Genomic DNA, 18,878 nt, shown 5'->3' on the forward strand with positions numbered 1-18,878 from the left:
CCTTAACGCTGTAATCGTTAATCAGTGTTTGCGCTTATACATTGATCGTCGTCGGCCTGCCTGACAAGGCGGTCGCGGAAAGCCGGGAGCGGGTGCGCAACGCCATCGCAGCCATCGGCCTGTCGCTGCCGCCCAAGCGCATCACCGTGAACCTTTCCCCCGCCGACCTGCCCAAGGAGGGGTCGCATTTCGACCTGCCGATCGCGCTGGCGCTGCTGGGCGCCATGGGCGTGATCGATGCCGAAACGCTTGCGGGCTATGTCGTGGTGGGCGAACTGGGCCTGGACGGCCGCATCGCCCCGACGCCCGGCGTGCTGCTCGCTGCGCTTCATGCCGGGGAGAGGGAACTGGGCCTCGTCTGCCCGGTGGCGCAGGGCGCCGAAGCCGCCTGGGCCGGCCAGGTGGAGGTAATCGCCGCGCCGGACCTGTTGGCGATCCTCAACCATTTCAAGGGCGCCGCCGCCCTGTCGCCCCCGCAGCCCGGCGAGGTGCAGCCGCCGGAGCGAACCGCCGACCTGCGCCAGGTCAAGGGCCAGGAAAGCGCCAAGCGCGCGCTGGAGATCGCGGCGGCGGGCGGCCATAATCTGCTGATGGTCGGCCCGCCCGGCGCGGGCAAGTCGCTGATGGCGAGCTGCCTGCCCGGCATCCTGCCCGAACTGACGCCGGGCGAGGCGCTGGAAACATCCATGGTGGCGAGCGTCGCCGGCACGCTGGAGGGCGGCCGGATCAGCCGCGCCCGTCCCTTCCGCAATCCGCATCACAGCGCCTCCATGGCGGCGCTGGTCGGCGGCGGGCACAAGGCGCGGCCCGGCGAGGTCAGCATGGCGCATCTTGGCGTGCTGTTCCTCGACGAACTGCCCGAATTCCAGCGGACCGTCCTCGACTCGCTGCGGCAGCCGCTGGAGACGGGGGAAGTCACCGTCGCGCGGGCCAATGCGCATGTGACCTTTCCGGCGCGGGTGCAACTGGTGGCGGCGATGAATCCCTGCCGCTGCGGCCATCTGGGCGATCCCGCCTTGGCCTGTTCCCGTGCCCCGCGCTGCGCGGCGGACTATCAGGCCAAGGTGTCGGGACCGCTGCTCGACCGCATCGACCTGCATGTGGAGGTGCAGGCGGTGACGGCGGCCGACCTGGTCCTGCCGCCTCCCGCCGAGGGATCGGCGGAGGTCGCCGCACGGGTCGCGGCGGCGCGGGCGGTGCAGACGCGGCGCTATGACGGCACGCGGCTGCGCACCAATGCCGAGGTGGATGGAGAAAGGCTGGAGGAGGTTGCCGGGCCGGATCAGGCCGGGCGCGAATTGCTGGCGCAGGCGGCCGCGGCGATGAAGCTGTCCGCCCGCGGCTATACCCGCGTGCTGCGCGTGGCGCGGACCATCGCCGACCTGGCAGGCGCGGAGCGCGTCGGGCGCGTCCATGTGGCCGAAGCGCTCAGCTACCGGCGGCGCGCCCCCGTAAACTGAGGACGTTGAACTGACGGGGGCTTTCCCGTCGCCGCGCCAGGCTCAGGGCCTGCGAGGCTCCGCCATCACCACGTCCATGTCGGCCATGGCCAGCCGCAGCAGTTCCACCATGCTGTTGCGCGCGGCGGCGGTGTCGCGGGCGGCGATCGCCTGGTGGACCGCCTTGTGATCGGGCAGGGGGTCGCGCGGCAGCAGCTTCTTGCGATGCTTGAACGTGGTGGTCCAGCTTACCGCCGCCCCCACCGAACTTGCCAGCGCGGCCAGCGCGTCATTATGCGTCGCGGCCAGCACCGCATGGTGGAAACGCTGGTCCGCCGACCGGCCCTCCGGCGTGGAAAGTCCATGCTTCTCCATCTCGTCGAGCGCGGCCGCCATCACGGCCAGTTGCTCATCGGTCCGTCGCCGCGCCGCGAATTCGGCCGCCGCCGGCTCGATCACGCCACGCAGTTCGAACAGGTCGCGCACGAAATCGCGGTCCGGCTCGCCCGCGAACATCCACGCCAGCATTTCCGGGTCCAGCACGTTCCAGCGGCTGCGTGGCAGCACGCGGGTGCCCGCCTTGGGCCGGCTTTCCAGCATGCCCTTGGCGATCAGGATGCGCACCGCCTCGCGATAGGCGGTGCGGGATACGTGCAGCCGCACCGACGCCTCGATCTCGCCCTCGAACAGGTCGCCGGGCTTGTGGACGCCCGTCAGGATCGCGGTGCCCAATTGCCGGGCGATCGCCTGGTGGATGCGCAGCGAGCCCTCGTCCGTCGGAAATTTGCGTTCCGGTCCGTCCTTGCGCTCGCTTCCCACTGCCCTGTTCCCCCTGTTCAGTCCTCAAATGCCGTCGTAGGACAATGCCGGCCACAAAGAAAGGCGTCCGCCACCAACCGCAGCGGCGCGATGTCGGCGTCGATCGCCCGCTGTGCCACCAGATCGACGAAGCGGCGATACATGGCGGGATATTCCTGGTCCGGCGCCTTGAGCTGGATCTCCCCGTCCAGGCGCAGCATGTTACCGCCTTCCGACAGCAGCAGGCTGCCGTTCGCGGTCTCGACCGCGATGTCCCATGTCTGCGGCCCCGTTTGGCGCCAGTCGAACACCGCCTCCACCGCCGCACCGGAAGCCGTCGCCATGCGCAGCGCGGCGCCGATCGGCGCGTCCTTGTTTTCCGGCACCTCCAGGCTGGCGGACAGCATCGTCACCGGCTCCGGCACGATTTCCGTCAGGATCGACAGCGCGTTGATGCCCGGATCGAACACGCCAAAGCCGCCCGCTTCCCAGATCCAGGGCTGGCCCGGATGCCAATGGCGGACATCCTCGCGCCATTGGATGTCGATGCGCCTGACAGTGCGCGACGCCATCCACGCCTTCGCCTGGGCGACCGCCGCGGCATAGCGGCTGTGCCAGCTTGCATAGAGGGTGACGCCCTGCGCGCGGGCAAGGGCGGTCAGCGCCTCCACTTCCGACACCGTGGCGCCGGGCGGCTTTTCCAGGAAGACATGCTTGCCCGCCAGCAGCGCCTGCCGCGCCGCCTGGTATCGGACCTGCGGCGGCTGGCAGAGGATGACGGCGTCCATGTCCCGCTCCCCGGCCAGCATCGCGTCCAGATCGGGATAGTTGTTCACGCCCTCCGCCTGCGCATTGCGGCTGGCGACCGCGACCAGCTCTATGCCCTCGGTCATCGCGATGGCGGGAAGATGCTGGTCGCGGGCGATCTTGCCCAGGCCGACAAGGCCTGCCCGGATGGTCATAGCACTTTCACCCTTGTCTGGCCTTCATCGGCCGCCCGGCGCAGGCCGTTGCGCACGGGCAGGATGAAGGGCGCGGCCTCCACCTCGAACACGTCGCCTTCCTGCGTCGCGAAGCCGTCCGAAAAGGAGAGGGTGGCCGTGCCGAAGAAGTGGACGTGGATGTCGCCCGGGCGACGGAACAGACCATATTTGAAATGATGATGTTCCAGATTGTCGATCCGGTGGGACATGTTGGTTTCGCCCGACAGGAACGGCCTTTCCCAGACTGTCTCGCCGTTGCGGACGATGCGGCTGGTGCCGCGCAGATCGTCGGGCAGGTCCCCCAGCAGCAGTTCCGGCCCCAGGGACGCCTGACGCAGCTTGCTGTGCGCCAGCCACAGATAATTGCCCCGTTCGGTGACGTGATCGGAAAATTCATTGCCCAGGGCAAAGCCCAGCCGGACCGGCGTGCCGTCCGCGTCGATCAGGTAGATGCCGGCGACCTCCGGCTCCTCCCCGCCATCCTCCGCGAAGGCGGGCATGGCGAAATCCTCGCCGGGATGGATCAGGCTCTGGCCGTCGCCCTTGTAGAACCATTCGGGCTGCGCGCCGATGCCACCGTCGGCGGGCTTGCCGCCCTCCACGCCCATCAGGAACATGCGCATGCTGTCGGTCAGTTCACCCGCCGCGGCCGCCTTGTGCATCTTGTCGCGCCCTTCGGCCGAGCCAAGATGGGTAAGGCCGGTGCCCGCGACCAGCAGATGCGCGGCATCCTCATGATCGATGGGGCAGAGCAGCCGGACGGTGGAAAGGTCCACCGCTCCGCCCAGGCGCGCTTGCGCCATGGCGGCGAGGGCCTGTCCGGCCGCAATCGCCTCCAGCGCCAGCGCGCGGGTGGAGCTTGCGCCCTCCACGCGCCGGGCCGCGCCGCTGGCGTCGAGGGCGGCGACACCGCGACGGCCGCCTTCCTCGAACTGCACCAGCGAACGGATGGCCGACTGATCGGGGGACTGATCGGGGGCCTGATCGGGGGACAGGGTCACCGGGCGATCTCCAGCCTGCCCTCGACACGGCGGTTGAGCTGCCAGGGATTGGCGGCCTGCAGGGCGGGCGGCAGCACGGCGTCGGCCACATCCTGATAGCAGACCGGGCGCAGGAAGCGCATCATGGCGAGCGTGCCCACGGATGTGGAGCGCCCGTCGGAGGTCGAGGGGAAGGGACCGCCATGGACCATGGCATGGGTCACCTCGACGCCGGTCGGCCAGCCATTGGCGAGCACGCGGCCGACCTTGCGCGACAGCGTGGGCAGCAGCCGGGCGGCATCGGCCTGATCGCTCTCCTCCATCTGCAGCGTCGCGGTCAACTGGCCCTCCAGATCGGCGATGGTGGCGATCATCTCCTCGACGGTCGCGCATTTGACGAGGATGGAAGAGGAACCGAACACCTCATGCGCCAGCGCGGGATTGGCGCGGAAGCGATCGCCGCTGGTGGCGAACAGCGCATGCTGCCCGCGATTGACGCCGTCTCCCGCGACGCCGCGCGCGACCGTGGTGACGCCCTCCGCGCCGGACAGGGCGGCGACGCCCTTTTCATAGGCGGCATGGATGCCGGGCGTCAGCATGACCTGCGCCGCATTGCCCGACAGCGCTTCTGCGGCCGAAGCGACGAAGCGGTCGAGGTCGGGGCTGTCGAGCGCGATCACCAGGCCCGGATTGGTGCAGAACTGGCCCGAAAACAGGGTCAGCGATCCGACGAAGGCAGTCCCCAGTGCCTCGGCGCGGGCGGCCAGTGCGCCGGGCAGCAGCACGACCGGGTTGATGCTCGACATTTCGGCATAGACCGGGATCGGTTCGGCGCGCTCGGCGGCGATCTTCATGAGGGCCAGGCCGCCGCCGCGCGACCCGGTAAAGCCCACCGCCTTGATGCGCGGATCGGCCACCAGCGCGCCGCCAAGGTCGTTGGTCGTGCCGGGCAGGTAGGAAAATACGCCTTCATGCAGGCCGCTTTCCCTGACCGCCGTCGCGATGGCGCGGGCGACCAGTTCGCCGGTGCCGGGATGGGCCGGGTGGCCCTTCACCACGACCGGGCAACCCGCCGCGAACGCCGATGCCGTGTCGCCGCCCGCAACGGAGAAGGCGAGCGGGAAGTTGGACGCGCCGAACACGGCGACGGGGCCGACCGACTGGTTGACGCGACGCAGGTCGCTGCGCGGCAGCGGCTGGCGCTCCGGCAGGGCCTTGTCGATGGTCGCGTCCAGCCAGTCGCCCTGGCGCACATAGCCGGCGAACAGGCGAAGCTGGCCGACGGTGCGGCCCCGTTCGCCCTCCAGCCGGCCGCGCGGCAGGCCGGTTTCGCTCATGGCCGTGGTGATCAGCAGGTCGCCAATCGCCATGATGCCGTCCGCCACCGCCTCCAGAAAGGCGGCGCGGGCGTCCGGCGTCAGGGTCGAGAAGCTCTCGAACGCGGCATCGGCCAGCGCGCAGGCGTCCGCGACATCGGCGGCCGAGGCGTTGTGAAAGGCGACCTCGCCCTTCGCGCCGGTCGACGGGTCGATGGCGAAGAAGGGTGCGCCGCCCTGGCGCTCGCTCGCGCCGACAAGGATGGCTCCGTTGAACATGGGGAAAACTCCGAAAATGGGATCAATGCCGAAAAGAGGATCAGTGATTATCGCGCGGCAGACCCATGGTCTGGGCGATGCGCTGATATTTTTCCGCGCCCTCCAGGATCGCGCCGGTATTGAGCTGGCCGACCACGGAGCGCTGGATTTCCTGCCAGGGCGTCTGCGAGGCGGGATAGGGATAGCCGCCCTCGGCCACCAGCTTCGCCCGGCGGCTCGCCAGTTCCTCGTCGGAAATGAGGACGTTCACCACACCCTTGTTCAGGTCCATCCGCACCCGGTCGCCGGTCTGGAGCAGCGCAAGGCCGCCCATCGCCGCCGCTTCGGGCGAGGCGTTGAGGATGGAAGGGCTTCCGCTCGTGCCCGACTGGCGCCCGTCCCCGATGCAGGGCAGGGCGGACACGCCCTCGGTGATGAGATAGGCGGGCGGCCGCATGTTCACCACCTCCGCCGCGCCCGGATAGCCGACCGGACCCGCGCCGCGCATGAACAGCAGCGTGTCGGGCGTGATGCCGACGGCGGGATCGTCGATCCGCGCATGATAGTCCTCCGGTCCGTCGAACACGACCGCCGGCCCTTCAAAGGCATTGGGATCTTCGGGATTGGACAGATAGCGCTGGCGGAACTCGTCCGAAATCACGCTGGTCTTCATCACCGCCGCGTCGAACAGATTGCCCGACAGGACGAGGAAGCCGGCTTCTTCCTTCAATGGCTGGGCGAAGGGACGGATGACCTTTTCATCCTCGATCTCCGCGCCCCTGCAATTCTCGCCCATCGTCTTGCCGTTGACGGTCATGGCGCCCTCGCGGATCAGTCCCTGCCCGATCAACTGGCCGACCACGGCCGGAACGCCGCCGGCGCGATAATAATCCTCGCCCAGATATTCGCCCGCGGGCTGGAGGTTCACCAGCAACGGCACCCTGTGCCCCACCGTCTCCCAATCCTTGAGCGGCAGGTCGACGCCGACATGGCGCGCGATCGCGGTCAGGTGGATCGGCGCATTGGTCGACCCGCCAATGGCCGAGTTCACCACTATGGCGTTGTGGAAGGCGTCCAGCGTCAGGATGTCGGAGGGCTTCAGGTCCTCCGCCACCATCTCGACGATCCGCTTGCCGGTCCGATAGGCGACCTCCTGCCGGTCGCGATAGGGCGCGGGGATCGCCGCCGAACCCGGCAGCATCATGCCCAGCGCCTCGGCCAGCGAGTTCATCGTCGTCGCCGTGCCCATGGTGTTGCAATAGCCGGTGGAGGGTGCCGACGACGCCACCAGCTTGATGAAGCCCTCATCGTCGATCTTGCCCGCCGCCAGCAATTGCCGCGCATGCCACACAATCGTGCCCGAACCCGTCCGCTCGCCCTTGAACCAGCCGTTCAGCATCGGCCCGACCGACAGCGCGATGGCGGGGATGTTGACCGTCGCCGCCGCCATCAGCAGCGCGGGCGTCGTCTTGTCGCAGCCCGTGGTCAGCACTACTCCGTCCAGCGGATAGCCGTACATCGCCTCGACCAGTCCCAGATAGGCCAGGTTGCGGTCCAGCCCCGCCGTCGGCCGCTTGCCGGTTTCCTGGATCGGGTGGACGGGAAATTCCAGCGCAATGCCGCCCATTTCGCGAATGCCCTCGCGCACGCGCTCGGCCAGCACCATATGATGGCGATTGCACGGGCTGAGGTCGCTGCCGGTCTGGGCGATGCCGATGATCGGCTTGCCGCTGCGCAGTTCTTCCAGGCTGAGGCCGAAATTCAGGTAACGCTCCAGATAGAGCGCGGTCATGTCGATATTGTCTGGATTGTCGAACCAGGCGCGGCTGCGAAGCTTGTTAACGGGCTTGGACGAATCATTCATGGAAAAGGCACCTGTCGAAGAAAATGACCATTTTATTCCGGGCAAGTTGACCCGCTTGCCTCTCCGATATACTCATACAAATAGAATATCAAGGATGCTTCGGACAAAGTGATGGATTTGATGGGCCGCTATGAGGTTGTCGGGGACTGGGGCACCAGCCGCCTGAGGCTGTTCCGGGTGGAGCAGGGCCGCGTGACGGCGCGTCATGACGGCCCCGGCATCGCCGCGGCGCGGGGACAGGCGGAGGCGGCCTTCGCTGCCACCATCGGCCCCTGGCTGGACCAGGCCGCACCCGCGCAGATCCGCCTGTGCGGCATGGCCGGCGCCCGCGACGGCTGGGTGGAGGCGCCCTATGCGGACTGTCCGGCCGACGCCGTCGCCTGGCGCATGGCGTCGGCCCGGTTCGAATGGCGTGGCGTGCCCGTCGCGATCATGGCCGGCCTTGCCTGCACGAACCCGAACGGCGCGCCCGACGTGATGCGCGGGGAGGAGACGCAGATCTTCGGCGCCATCGCGCGCGATCCCGCGCTGGGCCAGGGCCGCCGGCTGGTCGTCCTGCCCGGCACGCACAATAAATGGGCGGTGGTGGAGGACGGCCATGTCACCACCTTCCGCACCATGCCGACGGGAGAGCTTTTCGCGCTGCTGCGGGACCATTCCACCCTCGGCGCCCAGACCGACCAGCCCGATCCCGCGCAGGAGGCGCAGGGCTTTGCCGAAGGCCTGGCGCGTGCGGAGGGAGGGCGGCTGCTCTCCTCCCTGTTCGCCGCGCGGAGCATGCGGCTGCGGGCGGGGCGATCGGCTCAGTGGGCGGCGGGCTATCTGTCCGGCCTGCTGATCGGGGTGGAGATCGCGGAAGTCGCGGACATGCTGGAACAGGATGACGATATCCTGCTGATCGGCGACGGCCGCCTCTCGATGCTCTATGCCCAGGCGCTGGGCAGGCGGGGGCTGGCGACGCAGGTGCTGGAGGGCGATGCCTGCGCGCTCGCCGGCCTCGGCCTTTCCTGATGAGGGATGGGGACCATTTCATTCCCCCATCTCCTGCTGGCGGGAGCATTCGGCGTCCCCGGCGCATCTGCCCTATTCCAACGGAGTCCCACCATGACCCTCGATGATTTGCTGGCCGACGGCGCGCCGCCTATTTGCGCGATCCTGCGCGGTCTCCGGCCGGAAGAAGCGCTGGAGATCGGCGCCGTCCTGATCGAATCCGGCATCCGCATTCTCGAAGTGCCCTTCAACTCCCCCGATCCGCTTCGCAGCATCGCTGCAATGCAGGCCGAATATGGCGATCGCGCGCTGATCGGCGGCGGCACGGTACTGTCCGTGACGGCGGTGGAGGAACTGCATGGCGCTGGCGGACGGATCATGGTGACGCCCAATAGCGACATGCAGGTGATCGCGCGCGGGGCGGAACTGGGACTGGAGCTTCTCCCCGGCTTCATGACGCCCAGCGAGGCCTTCGCCGCGGTGCAGGCCGGCGCGCGCCGGATCAAGCTGTTTCCCGCCGCCCGTCTCGGCCCCGCTTATGTAAGGGCGCTGAAGGACGTGCTGCCCGGCCATGTCGGCATCTGGGCGGTCGGCGGCACCGGCGCGGATTCGATCGGGGAATGGCTGGCCGCCGGCTGCGAAGGCATCGGCGTCGGCGGTGCGCTCTACCGGCCGGGCGACGGCGGTGCCTCGGTGCGGGACCGGGCGGTCGAACTGGTCGCCGCCTGGCGGCAGTCGCTCTGACCGCCGGGAGGCATCATCCCGCCTGCCGCGCGTCGTCGCGGTCCAGCATGTCGCGGACCTTGGCGGCCAGTTCGGCATAGGTGAAAGGCTTGGTCAGCAGTTCTACGCCCGGATCGAGCCGGCCGTGATGAATGATGGCGTTGCGCGCATAGCCGGTGGCGAACAATATCCTCAGCCCCGGCTGCTGCGCCCGCGCCTGCTGGGCGATGTCGGCGCCGGTCATGCCGCCGGGCAGGATGACGTCGGTGAACAGCAGGTCGATGGGCTCCGACGCCATTTCCAGCGCCTGCAGCGCCGCTGCGCCGTTGTCCGCCTCCATCACCCGATAGCCCAGTTCCTTCAGCACATCGACGGTATAGGCGCGCACCTTGTCGTCATCCTCGCAGACCAGCACCGTCTCGCCGCCGCCGCATACCGGCGTGGCCCGGCTGACCGTGCCCGTGTCATTGTCGGGCAGGGGGCCGTAGAAGCGCGGCAGGTATATCTTGACCGTCGTGCCATGGCCGCGTTCGGAATAGACGCGAATATGGCCGCCCGACTGCTTGATGAAACCATAGACCATCGACAGGCCCAGCCCGGTGCCGCGCCCGACCTCCTTGGTGGTGAAGAAGGGTTCTATCGCGTGGCTCAGCACGTCCTCGTCCATGCCCTGGCCCGTGTCGGATACGCTGATCAGCACATATTGGCCGGGCGACACTTCCGCCTCCTGCGCGGCGTAAGCCTCGTCGATATGGGTGTTGGCGACCTCTATGGTCAGCTTGCCGCCGTCCGGCATGGCGTCGCGCGCGTTCACCGCCAGGCTCAGCAACGCATTCTCCATCTGGTTGACGTCGATCTCGACCGGCCAGATCCGCGCGCTCTGGATCGTCTCCACCTCGATCGTCTCGCCCAATGTGCGGTTGAGCAGGTCGGACATGCCGCTCACCAGCCGGTTGGGATCGATTCGTTCGGGCGCCAGAGGCTGGCGGCGAGAGAAGGCGAGCAGCCTTTGCGTCAGCAGCGCCGCGCGCTCCGCGCCCGCCATCGCATTGTCCGCCGCGCGCCGCAGCCGCGCCTGATCCTCGGGAAGGTCGCGTTGCAGCAGTTCCAGATTGCCGGTGACGATCTGCAGCAGATTGTTGAAATCATGCGCCACGCCGCCGGTCAACTGGCCCAGCGTCTCCATCTTCTGCGCCTGTCGCAGCGCATCCTCGGCGTCCGCGAGGGCCCGCGCACGGGCGCGCTGCTCGGTCACGTCGCGGGCGACGCAATAGACGAGGTTGTTTTCGGGCACCGCCGTCCAGCTGAAATTGCGGTAGCTGCCGTCCTTTGCCCGGAAACGGTTCTCGAACCGCGCCGTCGGCATGCCTTGCGCCAGGGCGGCGATTTCGCCCCTGGTCTTCGCCAGATCCTCGGGATGCTCCATCCATTCGGACGTGCGGCCGATCAGCTCGGCCTCGCTCCAACCCAATATGTCGGTCCAGGCCGGGCTGGCGGCCAGCCACGTGCCGTCCCGGTCAGCAACCAGGAAGGGGTCGCGCGCCAATGCCCAGAGACGGGCGCGATCGGCGCGCATCTCCTTTTCCGCCATCACCCTCTTGGTGGTCTCGCTGACGATGCAGAGCGCGCCGCCGATGGAGCCGTCCGCCTCGTAGACCGGCGAATAGTTGATGTCGAAGAACACCTGTTCGCCCAGCCCGCCGGCCCGCTCGATATAGAAGGGCCGGTCCTTGGCATGCACCGGCTGCCCCTGTTCGACGACGGAGCGCAGCAGCGGCTCCAGATCGTCCCAAAGCTCCGTCCACCCCTCCCGCGCCGGGCGGCCGAGCACGCGGGGATGCTTGTCCCCGATCGTGGGCGCATAGGCTTCATTATAGAGCGCGCAGAGCTCCGGACCCCAGAACAGCACGATTTCCGCCTGCGACGACAGCATCAGCCGGACCGCCGACACCAGCGCCGGGGACCAGCCGTCAACCGGCCCCAGCGGCGACCCGGCGTCGATGCGCGCGGTCAGCGCGCCCAGCGCGCCCTGGGCGGCGATCATCTCCCCTATGCCCCGCGCGCCGCTCATTGATTATCCTCGATCAATATGCTCATGGGACGAGATACGCCCCTCCCGCGCTTTGTATCCCTTCATGCACAAGGCGTTATGACCTTTTGTTCATGGTTCAGGGTTATCCTTGCAACGCGCGGGACAAGCGCGCATGGATCGGGTCCATGACTGCGATGACCTTGAGCCGACCCGCCAACGCCGTCCCACGCCCCGCGCCGATCGCGCGCTGGCTGCTGATGGTCGCCGCCCTCGTCTTCTGCATGGTCGTGGTCGGCGGGATCACCCGCCTGACCGAATCCGGCCTGTCGATCACCCAGTGGAAACCGATCAGCGGCGCCATTCCGCCGCTGACCCACGACCAGTGGATGGACGCCTTCCGCGATTATCAGAAGATCCCCGAATATCGGCAATTGCGGCAGGACATGACGCTGGGCGATTTCCAGTTCATCTTCTTCTGGGAATGGGTGCATCGGCTGCTGGGGCGGCTGATCGGCGTCGCCTTCGCGCTGCCGCTGCTCTGGTTCGCGTGGAAACGGACGATCCCCCAGGGCTACGGCCCGCGCCTCGTCGCGTTGCTCGCGCTTGGCGGGCTTCAGGGCGCGATCGGCTGGTGGATGGTGGAATCGGGCCTGTCGGTCCGTACCGATGTCAGCCATTACCGGCTGGCGGTGCACCTGCTGACGGCGCTGTTCATCATGGGCGGCCTGATCTGGACCGCCCTCGACCTGCTGACACGTGCCAGGACGCCCTTCGCGAAGCCGGCCATGCTGCACCCCTTCGCCGTGGCCGCGCTGCTGGCGCTCATGGTGCAATTGCTGTTCGGCGCGTTCACGGCCGGGCTGGATGCAGGCTATGTCTCCAACACCTGGCCGCTGATGAACGACCATCTCGTGCCGCAGGGAATCGAATGGCTCGGCTCGTTCTGGGCGACCGTCTCCAGCGACCCCTATCTGGTGCATTTCATCCACCGCTGGTGGGCCTGGGTGGCGGCGTTCATGCTGATCATGCTCGCCAGGATGGCGAAGCAGGCGGGACAGCGCGGCCCCTCGATCGCGATCAATGCCGCCGTCGGCACGCAGATCGCGCTGGGCATCGCGACGGTCGTCAGCGGCATCGCGCTGCCGCTGGCGGTGCTGCACCAGGCGGTCGGCGCGCTGGTGGTCGCATCGGCTACCTGGGGCGCCCATGCCCTGGGGGAACGCCGGGGATAGGCGCGGTCGCGCGCGTGTCGGCTTGACGGGTATTATTTTACCCGTCAGCAAAGCCGCCGAATCGCTTGACTTGCGCGGCCCTACCCGTCATTAGCCGCCATCTTCTGAAAGCTGGCAACAGCGTTCAATTCACTGTTTCATTCTTGGAGTATTGGCACCATGAAGGCGCTGATGAAGACCACCAAGCCGGCAACCCCGGCCACGGTCGAAAAGAAATGGGTTCTGATCGACGCGGAAGGCCTCGTCGTCGGCCGCCTCGCCTCGACCGTCGCGAACATCCTGCGCGGCAAGCACAAGCCGAGCTTCACCCCCCACGTTGATTGCGGTGACAATGTCATCATCATCAACGCGGAAAAGGTGAAGTTCACCGGCCGCAAGCTGACCGACAAGGTCTATTACAAGCACACCGGCTATGCCGGCGGCATCAAGGAAACCACCCCCCAGAAGGTTCTGGAAGGTCGTTTCCCCGAGCGCGTCCTGGAAAAGGCCGTTGAGCGCATGATCCCCCGCGGCCCGCTGGGCCGTCAGCAGATGCGCAACCTGCGCATCTTCGCCGGCGCCGAACATCCGCACGCCGCGCAGAACCCCGAAGTGCTCGACTTCGCGTCGCGCAACCGCAAGAACAAGGTGGGTGCATAATGACCGATAACCGCCAGTCCCTGTCCGACCTCGCGTCGCTGACCGCCAACGCGCCGGCTGCCGCTGCCGCGCCCGCCGCCGACGCCCCGATCGCGCCGGTTCAGCCTGCCGCTCCGCTGCGCGCCCAGGAAATCGACAGCCTCGGCCGCGCCTATGCGACCGGCCGCCGCAAGGACGCCGTCGCCCGCGTCTGGGTAAAGCCCGGCACCGGCAAGATCACGGTCAATGGCCGCGATCAGGAAATCTACTTCGCTCGCCCGACCCTGCGTCTGGTGATCAACCAGCCCTTCGGCGTCACCGAGCGCGAAGGTCAGTATGACGTGATCGCCACCGTCAAGGGCGGCGGCCTCTCGGGTCAGGCCGGCGCGGTCAAGCACGGCATCGCCCAGGCACTCGCCAAATATGAGCCGGCGCTGCGCAGCGCGGTCAAGGCCGAAGGCTTCCTGACCCGCGACAGCCGCGCCGTCGAGCGCAAGAAGTACGGCAAGGCCAAGGCCCGCCGGAGCTTCCAGTTCTCGAAGCGCTGATCGGTTCGATCGACAGCAATGCAAAGGGGCCGGTTTTCCGGCCCCTTTTCTTTTCGGGCAGATGGGGCCCTCGCGGTCGGGCATGTCAAGGGTCCGCCGTCTTCCTCGCAATCGGGGAGGCATTGACGGGATCCGGAATGGCCGAACCGGTTCGATCGGACGGAAAAGCCGCGATCTCCTAACCGGCGATCACGGCCGATCGTGTGGAAACCGCCTTAGCCGCGATCGCCGACATCGGCCAGGCGCGCCGTCGCGATCTGCTGGATCTGGAGGACGTCCTGGCGGGCTTCCAGGAAGCGGCGGGGATTGATGGCGTTGCCGTTCACCCGCACTTCAAAATGGAGATGCGGACCTGTGGAGCGGCCGGTCGAGCCCATGCGCGCAATGGTGTCGCCACGGGCCACCGGCTGGCCGACCCGCGTGTTGAAGCCGGAAAGATGGGCATAGCGGGTCAGGATGCCGTTGCCATGGGTGACCTCGACCACATTGCCATAGCCGCTGCGCTGGCCCACGAAGCTGACTTTGCCCGATGCGGCGGCCAGGATCGGCTGACCCATGCTGCCGGGGAAATCCAGCCCCGCGTGAAAGGCCGCACGGCCGTTGAACGGATCGCTGCGATAGCCATAGCTGCTGCTCAGCATCGGCGTTGCCGTGGGCTTGCCGGAGGGGATGGCGAGCAGGCTGGCTTCCAGAAATTCCATCCGCGACAGCGCACTGGCGAGCTTTTCGAACTCGCCCGGCAGGGCGTCCTGGCCTTCCCAGGGAACGAAGGGTCCGCCCTGCGCGCGCGCGGCGGTGCGGGCGAGGCCATTGGGGTTGAGGCCGAAGCTGCGGATAGCGGCGGCGGCCTTGTCGGCGCGATGCTGGACTGCGCTGGTCAGCAAGGCGGCAAAACGGCGCTGCCGCGCATCGATCTGGAACAGCGTGGCGGCTTCGGGCGCGACGCTGATCTTCGTGTCCAGTTTGGACGTGCCGTGCTTGGCCCCGCCGTCGGCCTTGCCGACCACATCGCTGGCGGAAACGGCGTCCTCCTGGCCGAAATGGGTGCGGTATAGGTCGTCCATGAAATCCTGGCGCTCTTTCAGCTCCTGCGCGAGTTGGTCGACCGACTTGCGATAGCGCTCGACTTGGCTGGCGGTGCTCGCGACGGCCTTGCCCTTTGCGGTGAGGGCGTCACGTTCCTGCTCGATCTCCGCGCTGCGGGAGATCATGGACAAAGTAAGCCCTGCGCCCCCGACCAGGGCACAGGAAAGCAGCCCGAGCGTGACAAGCTGCGTCCGGCGCGAAATGCGGATGAACTTCATCTGGCCGCCCGAGTGCAGGAAAATTTCCCGTTCCGGGCACAGCTTCGAACAGTGGGCAGCCATGCTGGCCCAGAGGGCAGGCACCCTCACCTTGCTCCGTTGCGACAATTGCGACCCCGCATTTCTTTTTAAGTGAACGGGGCGCTAACAAAACAATCCGAGTCGCGCGAATCCGCCAAAACGGACTCGTGACGAGTCGAAGGATGAACGGGGTGAAACGTGGATCCGTGCCATTGGTTCCGATCCGCCGGATTTTTTTCCAGGCGATTGCCTGATGACCGATGACTGATCGGCGGGCCGCCTGCGCCGGAGGGCAGCGCCCGATCTTTCGGCCGGTTCTTGACCCGCGTCCCCCACATGGATATAGGCGCGCCTGCCCAAAGGCCCGGCTGGACGGATTCGTTCGCGCCAGTTCCCGGTTCTGGGGGCGTCAGAGCTGAACATTGCCGGTGCTCTTGCGGCTCCGGGCGGGTTTCCGCCGGGGCCTTTGCTGTTTGGGGGCGATTGCTTTCCAGACCGCAAGGAACGCGGGAAATGCATGCGGTAAAGTAACTGAAAAAGGTGAAGGGCTTCATGCCAACAATCAACCAGCTGGTCCGCAAGGGCCGCGAGCTGCAGAAGACCAAGTCGAAGGTCCCTGCCATGGAAGCGAACCCGCAGAAGCGCGGCGTTTGCACCCGTGTTTACACGACGACCCCGAAGAAGCCGAACTCGGCTCTCCGTAAGGTGGCGAAGGTGCGCCTGGTCAACCAGCGCGAAGTCATCACCTATATTCCGGGTGAAGGCCACAACCTTCAGGAGCACAGCGTTGTGCTGATCCGTGGCGGCCGCGTGCGCGACCTTCCAGGTGTGCGCTATCACGTGCTGCGCGGCGTTCTGGATACCCAGGGCGTCAAGGACCGCAAGCAGAGCCGTTCGAAGTACGGCGCCAAGCGTCCGAAGTAAGGGGAGACCAGTAATATGTCACGTCGTCGTCGCCCCGAAAAGCGCGTCATCCTGCCGGATCCCAAGTTCGGTGATGTCGTGCTGTCGAAGTTCATGAACAGCATCATGCAGGACGGCAAGAAGGCCGTCGCCGAATCCATCGTGTACGGCGCTCTCGACACTGTCGAGACGAAGTCCAAGAAGGATCCGATCGCGATGTTCCACGATGCGCTGAACAATGTGAAGCCCGGCATCGAAGTCCGCAGCCGCCGCGTCGGCGGTGCGACCTACCAGGTTCCCGTCGAAGTGCGCCCCGAGCGCGCCCAGGCGCTGGCGATCCGCTGGCTGATCACGGCTTCGCGCAACCGCAGCGAAACCACCATGGCTGCCCGTCTGTCGGGCGAGCTGCTGGATGCCGCCAACAATCGCGGCAATGCCGTCAAGAAGCGCGAAGACACGCACCGCATGGCGGAAGCGAACCGCGCCTTCTCGCACTATCGCTGGTAATCCGGCGCTGGAAAAAGGCGAAGCGGGCACCCATATCGCTCGCTTCCTCTCATGGTTTCAAAAAATCGGTCCGTTCGCCACGGGTGGCTACCCATGGCGGACGGATTGGTTTAGGGGCCACGCGCAGATTTAACGAATCCCCAACCGCCGGCGCACCGGCAACGGAGAAGCATCATGGCCCGCAGCCATCCGCTCGAACGCTATCGCAATTTCGGTATCATGGCGCATATCGACGCCGGCAAGACCACCACGACGGAGCGTATCCTTTACTATACCGGCAAGTCCTACAAGATCGGCGAAGTCCATGACGGCGCCGCTACCATGGACTGGATGGAGCAGGAGCAGGAGCGTGGCATCACCATCACGTCGGCTGCGACGACCTGTTTCTGGAACGACCACCGCCTGAACATCATCGACACCCCCGGCCACGTCGACTTCACCATCGAGGTCGAGCGTTCGCTGCGTGTGCTCGACGGCGCGGTCGCCGCGTTCGACGGTGTCGCGGGCGTTGAGCCGCAGTCGGAAACCGTGTGGCGCCAGGCGGACAAGTACAAGGTGCCGCGGATGTGCTTCATCAACAAGCTCGACCGCACCGGCGCCGATTTCTATTATTGCGTGCAGACGATCATCGACCGTCTCGGCGCGACCCCGGCCGTCCTCTATCTGCCCATCGGCACGGAATCGGACTTCAAGGGCCTGGTCGACCTGGTCGAGAACCGCGCGATCATCTGGAAGGACGAGAATCTCGGCGCTGAATTCTCCTATGAGGAAATTCCGGCTGATCTCGCCGACAAGGCGGCCGAATATCGCGAAAAGCTGATCGAACTCGCCGTCGAGCAGGACGACGACGCGATGGAAGCCTATCTGGAAGGCAACCTGCCTGACACCGCCACGCTCAAGAAGCTGATCCGCAAGGGCACGCTGGGCCAGGCGTTCACGCCGGTCCTGTGCGGCTCGGCATTCAAGAACAAGGGCGTGCAGCCGCTGCTCGACGCGGTCGTCGACTATCTGCCCTCGCCGCTCGACATCCCCGACGTGCAGGGCATCAACCCCGACACCGAGGAGCCCGACAGCCGCAAGACGGCGGACGACGCGCCCTTCGCGGGCCTGGCGTTCAAGATCATGAACGATCCGTTCGTCGGTTCGCTGACCTTCCTGCGCGTTTATTCGGGCACCCTGACCAAGGGCACCTATCTGAACTCGGTCAAGGACAAGAAGGAAAAGATCGGCCGCATGCTGCTGATGCATGCCAACAGCCGTGAAGACGTCGAAGCGGCTTATGCCGGCGACATCGTCGCTCTGGCCGGCATGAAGGAAACCACCACCGGCGATACGCTGTGCGCCGAGCGCCAGCCGATCATCCTGGAGCGGATGGAATTCCCCGAGCCGGTGATCGAGCTGTCGGTCGAGCCCAAGACCAAGGCCGACCAGGAAAAGATGGGCGTCGCGCTCAATCGTCTGGCCGCCGAGGATCCGTCCTTCCGTGTCACGACCGATCACGAATCGGGCCAGACCATCATCAAGGGCATGGGCGAACTTCACCTCGAAATCCTGGTCGACCGCATGAAGCGCGAGTTCAAGGTCGAGGCGAATGTCGGTGCGCCGCAGGTGGCTTACCGCGAATATCTCAAGAAGCCGGTCGATATCGACTACACCCACAAGAAGCAGTCGGGCGGCACCGGCCAGTTCGGTCGCATCAAGGTCAAGCTGACCCCGGGCGAACGTGGCGCGGGCATCATCTTCAAGGATGAGATCAAGGGCGGTAACATTCCCAAGGAATATATCCCCGCGATCGAAAAGGGCATGCGCGAGACGGCGGCCACCGGTTCGCTCATCGGCTTCCCGATCATCGACTTCGAAATCCTGCTCTACGACGGCGCCTATCACGACGTCGACTCGTCGGCGCTGGCGTTCGAAATCACCGGTCGCGCCGCGATGCGCGAAGCTGCGCAGAAGTCGGGCATCACCCTGCTTGAGCCGGTCATGAAGGTCGAGGTCGTCACCCCGGAAGAATATCTGGGCGACGTCATTGGCGACATGAACAGCCGTCGCGGTCAGATCCAGGGCACCGACACGCGCGGCAACGCGCAGGTGGTCGAGGCCATGGTGCCGCTGGCCAACATGTTTGGCTATGTGAATTCGTTGCGTTCCTTCACCCAGGGGCGCGCGAACTACTCGATGATCTTCTCGCACTATGATGAAGTGCCGCAGAATGTGGCGGACGAGGTCAAGGCGAAGATGGCCTGATGAGTTTCCCTGGCCGGGCCGCGCAAGTGGCTCGGTTTTGGGCTGGCATTCTGTAAATTTGCTGCTATGGACGCGCCTTCGCGAGGCGCGGCCGAGCGGTCAGACCAAAGCTGAT

The 18,878-nt window shown here is 66.5% G+C and carries 15 protein-coding genes and 1 pseudogene; 9 read left to right on the plus strand and 7 right to left on the minus strand.

Annotation, left to right across the window (positions count from 1 at the left end):
- Positions 1-44: 44 nt before the first annotated feature.
- Positions 45-1,460: pseudogene (locus MRBLSP13_RS16010) on the plus strand (YifB family Mg chelatase-like AAA ATPase); the annotation flags it as partial.
- Positions 1,461-1,502: 42 nt separating this feature from the next.
- On the opposite strand, the gene MRBLSP13_RS16015 reads toward MRBLSP13_RS16010, so the two are convergent.
- The 5 genes from MRBLSP13_RS16015 to MRBLSP13_RS16035 are packed head-to-tail and all read right to left on the minus strand — an operon-like array spanning position 1,503 to position 7,638.
- On the minus strand, positions 1,503-2,258 hold the full coding sequence (locus MRBLSP13_RS16015) for a FadR/GntR family transcriptional regulator (RefSeq protein WP_133652647.1): 756 nt from the start codon (positions 2,256-2,258) through the stop codon (positions 1,503-1,505).
- Between the two features lie 17 nt (positions 2,259-2,275).
- Positions 2,276-3,199, minus strand: coding sequence for a Gfo/Idh/MocA family protein (locus MRBLSP13_RS16020; RefSeq protein ID WP_363738585.1), 924 nt, complete (start codon positions 3,197-3,199; stop codon positions 2,276-2,278).
- Positions 3,196-4,215, minus strand: a complete 1,020-nt coding sequence (gene araD1, locus MRBLSP13_RS16025; protein WP_414714724.1) for an AraD1 family protein — start codon at positions 4,213-4,215, stop codon at positions 3,196-3,198. Before araD1 ends, MRBLSP13_RS16020 begins: the two co-directional genes overlap by 4 nt.
- Positions 4,216-4,217: 2 nt before the next feature.
- Complete coding sequence (locus MRBLSP13_RS16030; RefSeq protein WP_363738589.1) at positions 4,218-5,795, minus strand: aldehyde dehydrogenase (NADP(+)); 1,578 nt, start codon at positions 5,793-5,795, stop codon at positions 4,218-4,220.
- Positions 5,796-5,835: 40 nt separating this feature from the next.
- Positions 5,836-7,638: an IlvD/Edd family dehydratase gene (locus tag MRBLSP13_RS16035; protein WP_363755549.1), complete on the minus strand. Its 1,803-nt coding sequence runs from the start codon at positions 7,636-7,638 to the stop codon at positions 5,836-5,838.
- 111 nt (positions 7,639-7,749) lie between these two features.
- On the opposite strand from MRBLSP13_RS16035, the gene MRBLSP13_RS16040 reads away from it, so the two are divergent.
- Entirely contained in the window at positions 7,750-8,649 is a 900-nt protein-coding gene (locus tag MRBLSP13_RS16040; RefSeq protein ID WP_363755717.1) for a 2-dehydro-3-deoxygalactonokinase, read from the plus strand.
- 93 nt (positions 8,650-8,742) lie between these two features.
- Complete coding sequence (locus MRBLSP13_RS16045; protein ID WP_363755550.1) at positions 8,743-9,372, plus strand: 2-dehydro-3-deoxy-6-phosphogalactonate aldolase; 630 nt, start codon at positions 8,743-8,745, stop codon at positions 9,370-9,372.
- Positions 9,373-9,385: 13 nt separating this feature from the next.
- On the opposite strand, the gene MRBLSP13_RS16050 is transcribed toward MRBLSP13_RS16045, so the two are convergent.
- A complete protein-coding gene (locus MRBLSP13_RS16050) occupies positions 9,386-11,422 on the minus strand; it encodes a hybrid sensor histidine kinase/response regulator (protein ID WP_363755552.1) in 2,037 nt (678 codons plus the stop codon).
- Between the two features lie 146 nt (positions 11,423-11,568).
- On the opposite strand from MRBLSP13_RS16050, the gene MRBLSP13_RS16055 reads away from it, so the two are divergent.
- The 3 genes from MRBLSP13_RS16055 to rpsI all read left to right on the plus strand — a co-directional run bounded on the left by MRBLSP13_RS16055 (position 11,569) and on the right by rpsI (position 13,781).
- A complete protein-coding gene (locus MRBLSP13_RS16055) occupies positions 11,569-12,615 on the plus strand; it encodes a COX15/CtaA family protein (RefSeq protein WP_363738597.1) in 1,047 nt (348 codons plus the stop codon).
- Between the two features lie 159 nt (positions 12,616-12,774).
- Complete coding sequence (gene rplM, locus MRBLSP13_RS16060; protein WP_007686594.1) at positions 12,775-13,254, plus strand: 50S ribosomal protein L13; 480 nt, start codon at positions 12,775-12,777, stop codon at positions 13,252-13,254.
- Positions 13,254-13,781 carry a 30S ribosomal protein S9 gene (gene rpsI, locus MRBLSP13_RS16065; protein WP_363738599.1) on the plus strand — a complete coding sequence of 176 codons (528 nt, stop codon included), beginning with the start codon at positions 13,254-13,256 and terminating at the stop codon, positions 13,779-13,781. Before rplM ends, rpsI begins: the two co-directional genes overlap by 1 nt.
- Before the next feature lie 215 nt (positions 13,782-13,996).
- Here rpsI and MRBLSP13_RS16070 read toward each other — a convergent pair whose 3' ends face one another.
- Positions 13,997-15,175 carry a M23 family metallopeptidase gene (locus MRBLSP13_RS16070; RefSeq protein WP_363755554.1) on the minus strand — a complete coding sequence of 393 codons (1,179 nt, stop codon included), beginning with the start codon at positions 15,173-15,175 and terminating at the stop codon, positions 13,997-13,999.
- 483 nt (positions 15,176-15,658) lie between these two features.
- Between MRBLSP13_RS16070 and rpsL the strand changes: the two genes are divergently transcribed.
- From rpsL to fusA, 3 genes are all read left to right on the plus strand, one after another.
- Positions 15,659-16,030 (plus strand): 30S ribosomal protein S12, encoded by a 372-nt coding sequence (gene rpsL / locus MRBLSP13_RS16075; RefSeq protein ID WP_007686591.1) that lies wholly within the window; start codon positions 15,659-15,661, stop codon positions 16,028-16,030.
- Between the two features lie 15 nt (positions 16,031-16,045).
- The gene (rpsG, locus tag MRBLSP13_RS16080; RefSeq protein WP_363738602.1) at positions 16,046-16,516 is read left to right on the plus strand and encodes a 30S ribosomal protein S7; all 471 of its coding nucleotides are present in this window, start codon (positions 16,046-16,048) and stop codon (positions 16,514-16,516) included.
- Positions 16,517-16,690: 174 nt separating this feature from the next.
- Entirely contained in the window at positions 16,691-18,763 is a 2,073-nt protein-coding gene (gene fusA, locus MRBLSP13_RS16085; RefSeq protein WP_133652655.1) for an elongation factor G, read from the plus strand.
- Positions 18,764-18,878: the final 115 nt, after the last annotated feature.

Source organism: Sphingobium sp. LSP13-1-1.1 (assembly GCF_040676415.1).
Classification (GTDB): Bacteria; Pseudomonadota; Alphaproteobacteria; order Sphingomonadales; family Sphingomonadaceae; genus Sphingobium.

Coding starts and splice junctions, on each gene's coding strand:
- MRBLSP13_RS16020 (WP_363738585.1), bottom strand. CDS start 3,199: ATGACCATCCGGGCAGGCCTTGTCGGCCTGGGCAAGATCGCCCGCGAC.
- MRBLSP13_RS16030 (WP_363738589.1), bottom strand. CDS start 5,795: ATGTTCAACGGAGCCATCCTTGTCGGCGCGAGCGAGCGCCAGGGCGGC.
- MRBLSP13_RS16035 (WP_363755549.1), bottom strand. CDS start 7,638: ATGAATGATTCGTCCAAGCCCGTTAACAAGCTTCGCAGCCGCGCCTGG.
- MRBLSP13_RS16040 (WP_363755717.1), top strand. CDS start 7,750: ATGGATTTGATGGGCCGCTATGAGGTTGTCGGGGACTGGGGCACCAGC.
- MRBLSP13_RS16045 (WP_363755550.1), top strand. CDS start 8,743: ATGACCCTCGATGATTTGCTGGCCGACGGCGCGCCGCCTATTTGCGCG.
- MRBLSP13_RS16050 (WP_363755552.1), bottom strand. CDS start 11,422: ATGAGCGGCGCGCGGGGCATAGGGGAGATGATCGCCGCCCAGGGCGCG.
- MRBLSP13_RS16055 (WP_363738597.1), top strand. CDS start 11,569: ATGACTGCGATGACCTTGAGCCGACCCGCCAACGCCGTCCCACGCCCC.
- rplM (WP_007686594.1), top strand. CDS start 12,775: ATGAAGGCGCTGATGAAGACCACCAAGCCGGCAACCCCGGCCACGGTC.
- rpsI (WP_363738599.1), top strand. CDS start 13,254: ATGACCGATAACCGCCAGTCCCTGTCCGACCTCGCGTCGCTGACCGCC.
- rpsL (WP_007686591.1), top strand. CDS start 15,659: ATGCCAACAATCAACCAGCTGGTCCGCAAGGGCCGCGAGCTGCAGAAG.
- rpsG (WP_363738602.1), top strand. CDS start 16,046: ATGTCACGTCGTCGTCGCCCCGAAAAGCGCGTCATCCTGCCGGATCCC.
- fusA (WP_133652655.1), top strand. CDS start 16,691: ATGGCCCGCAGCCATCCGCTCGAACGCTATCGCAATTTCGGTATCATG.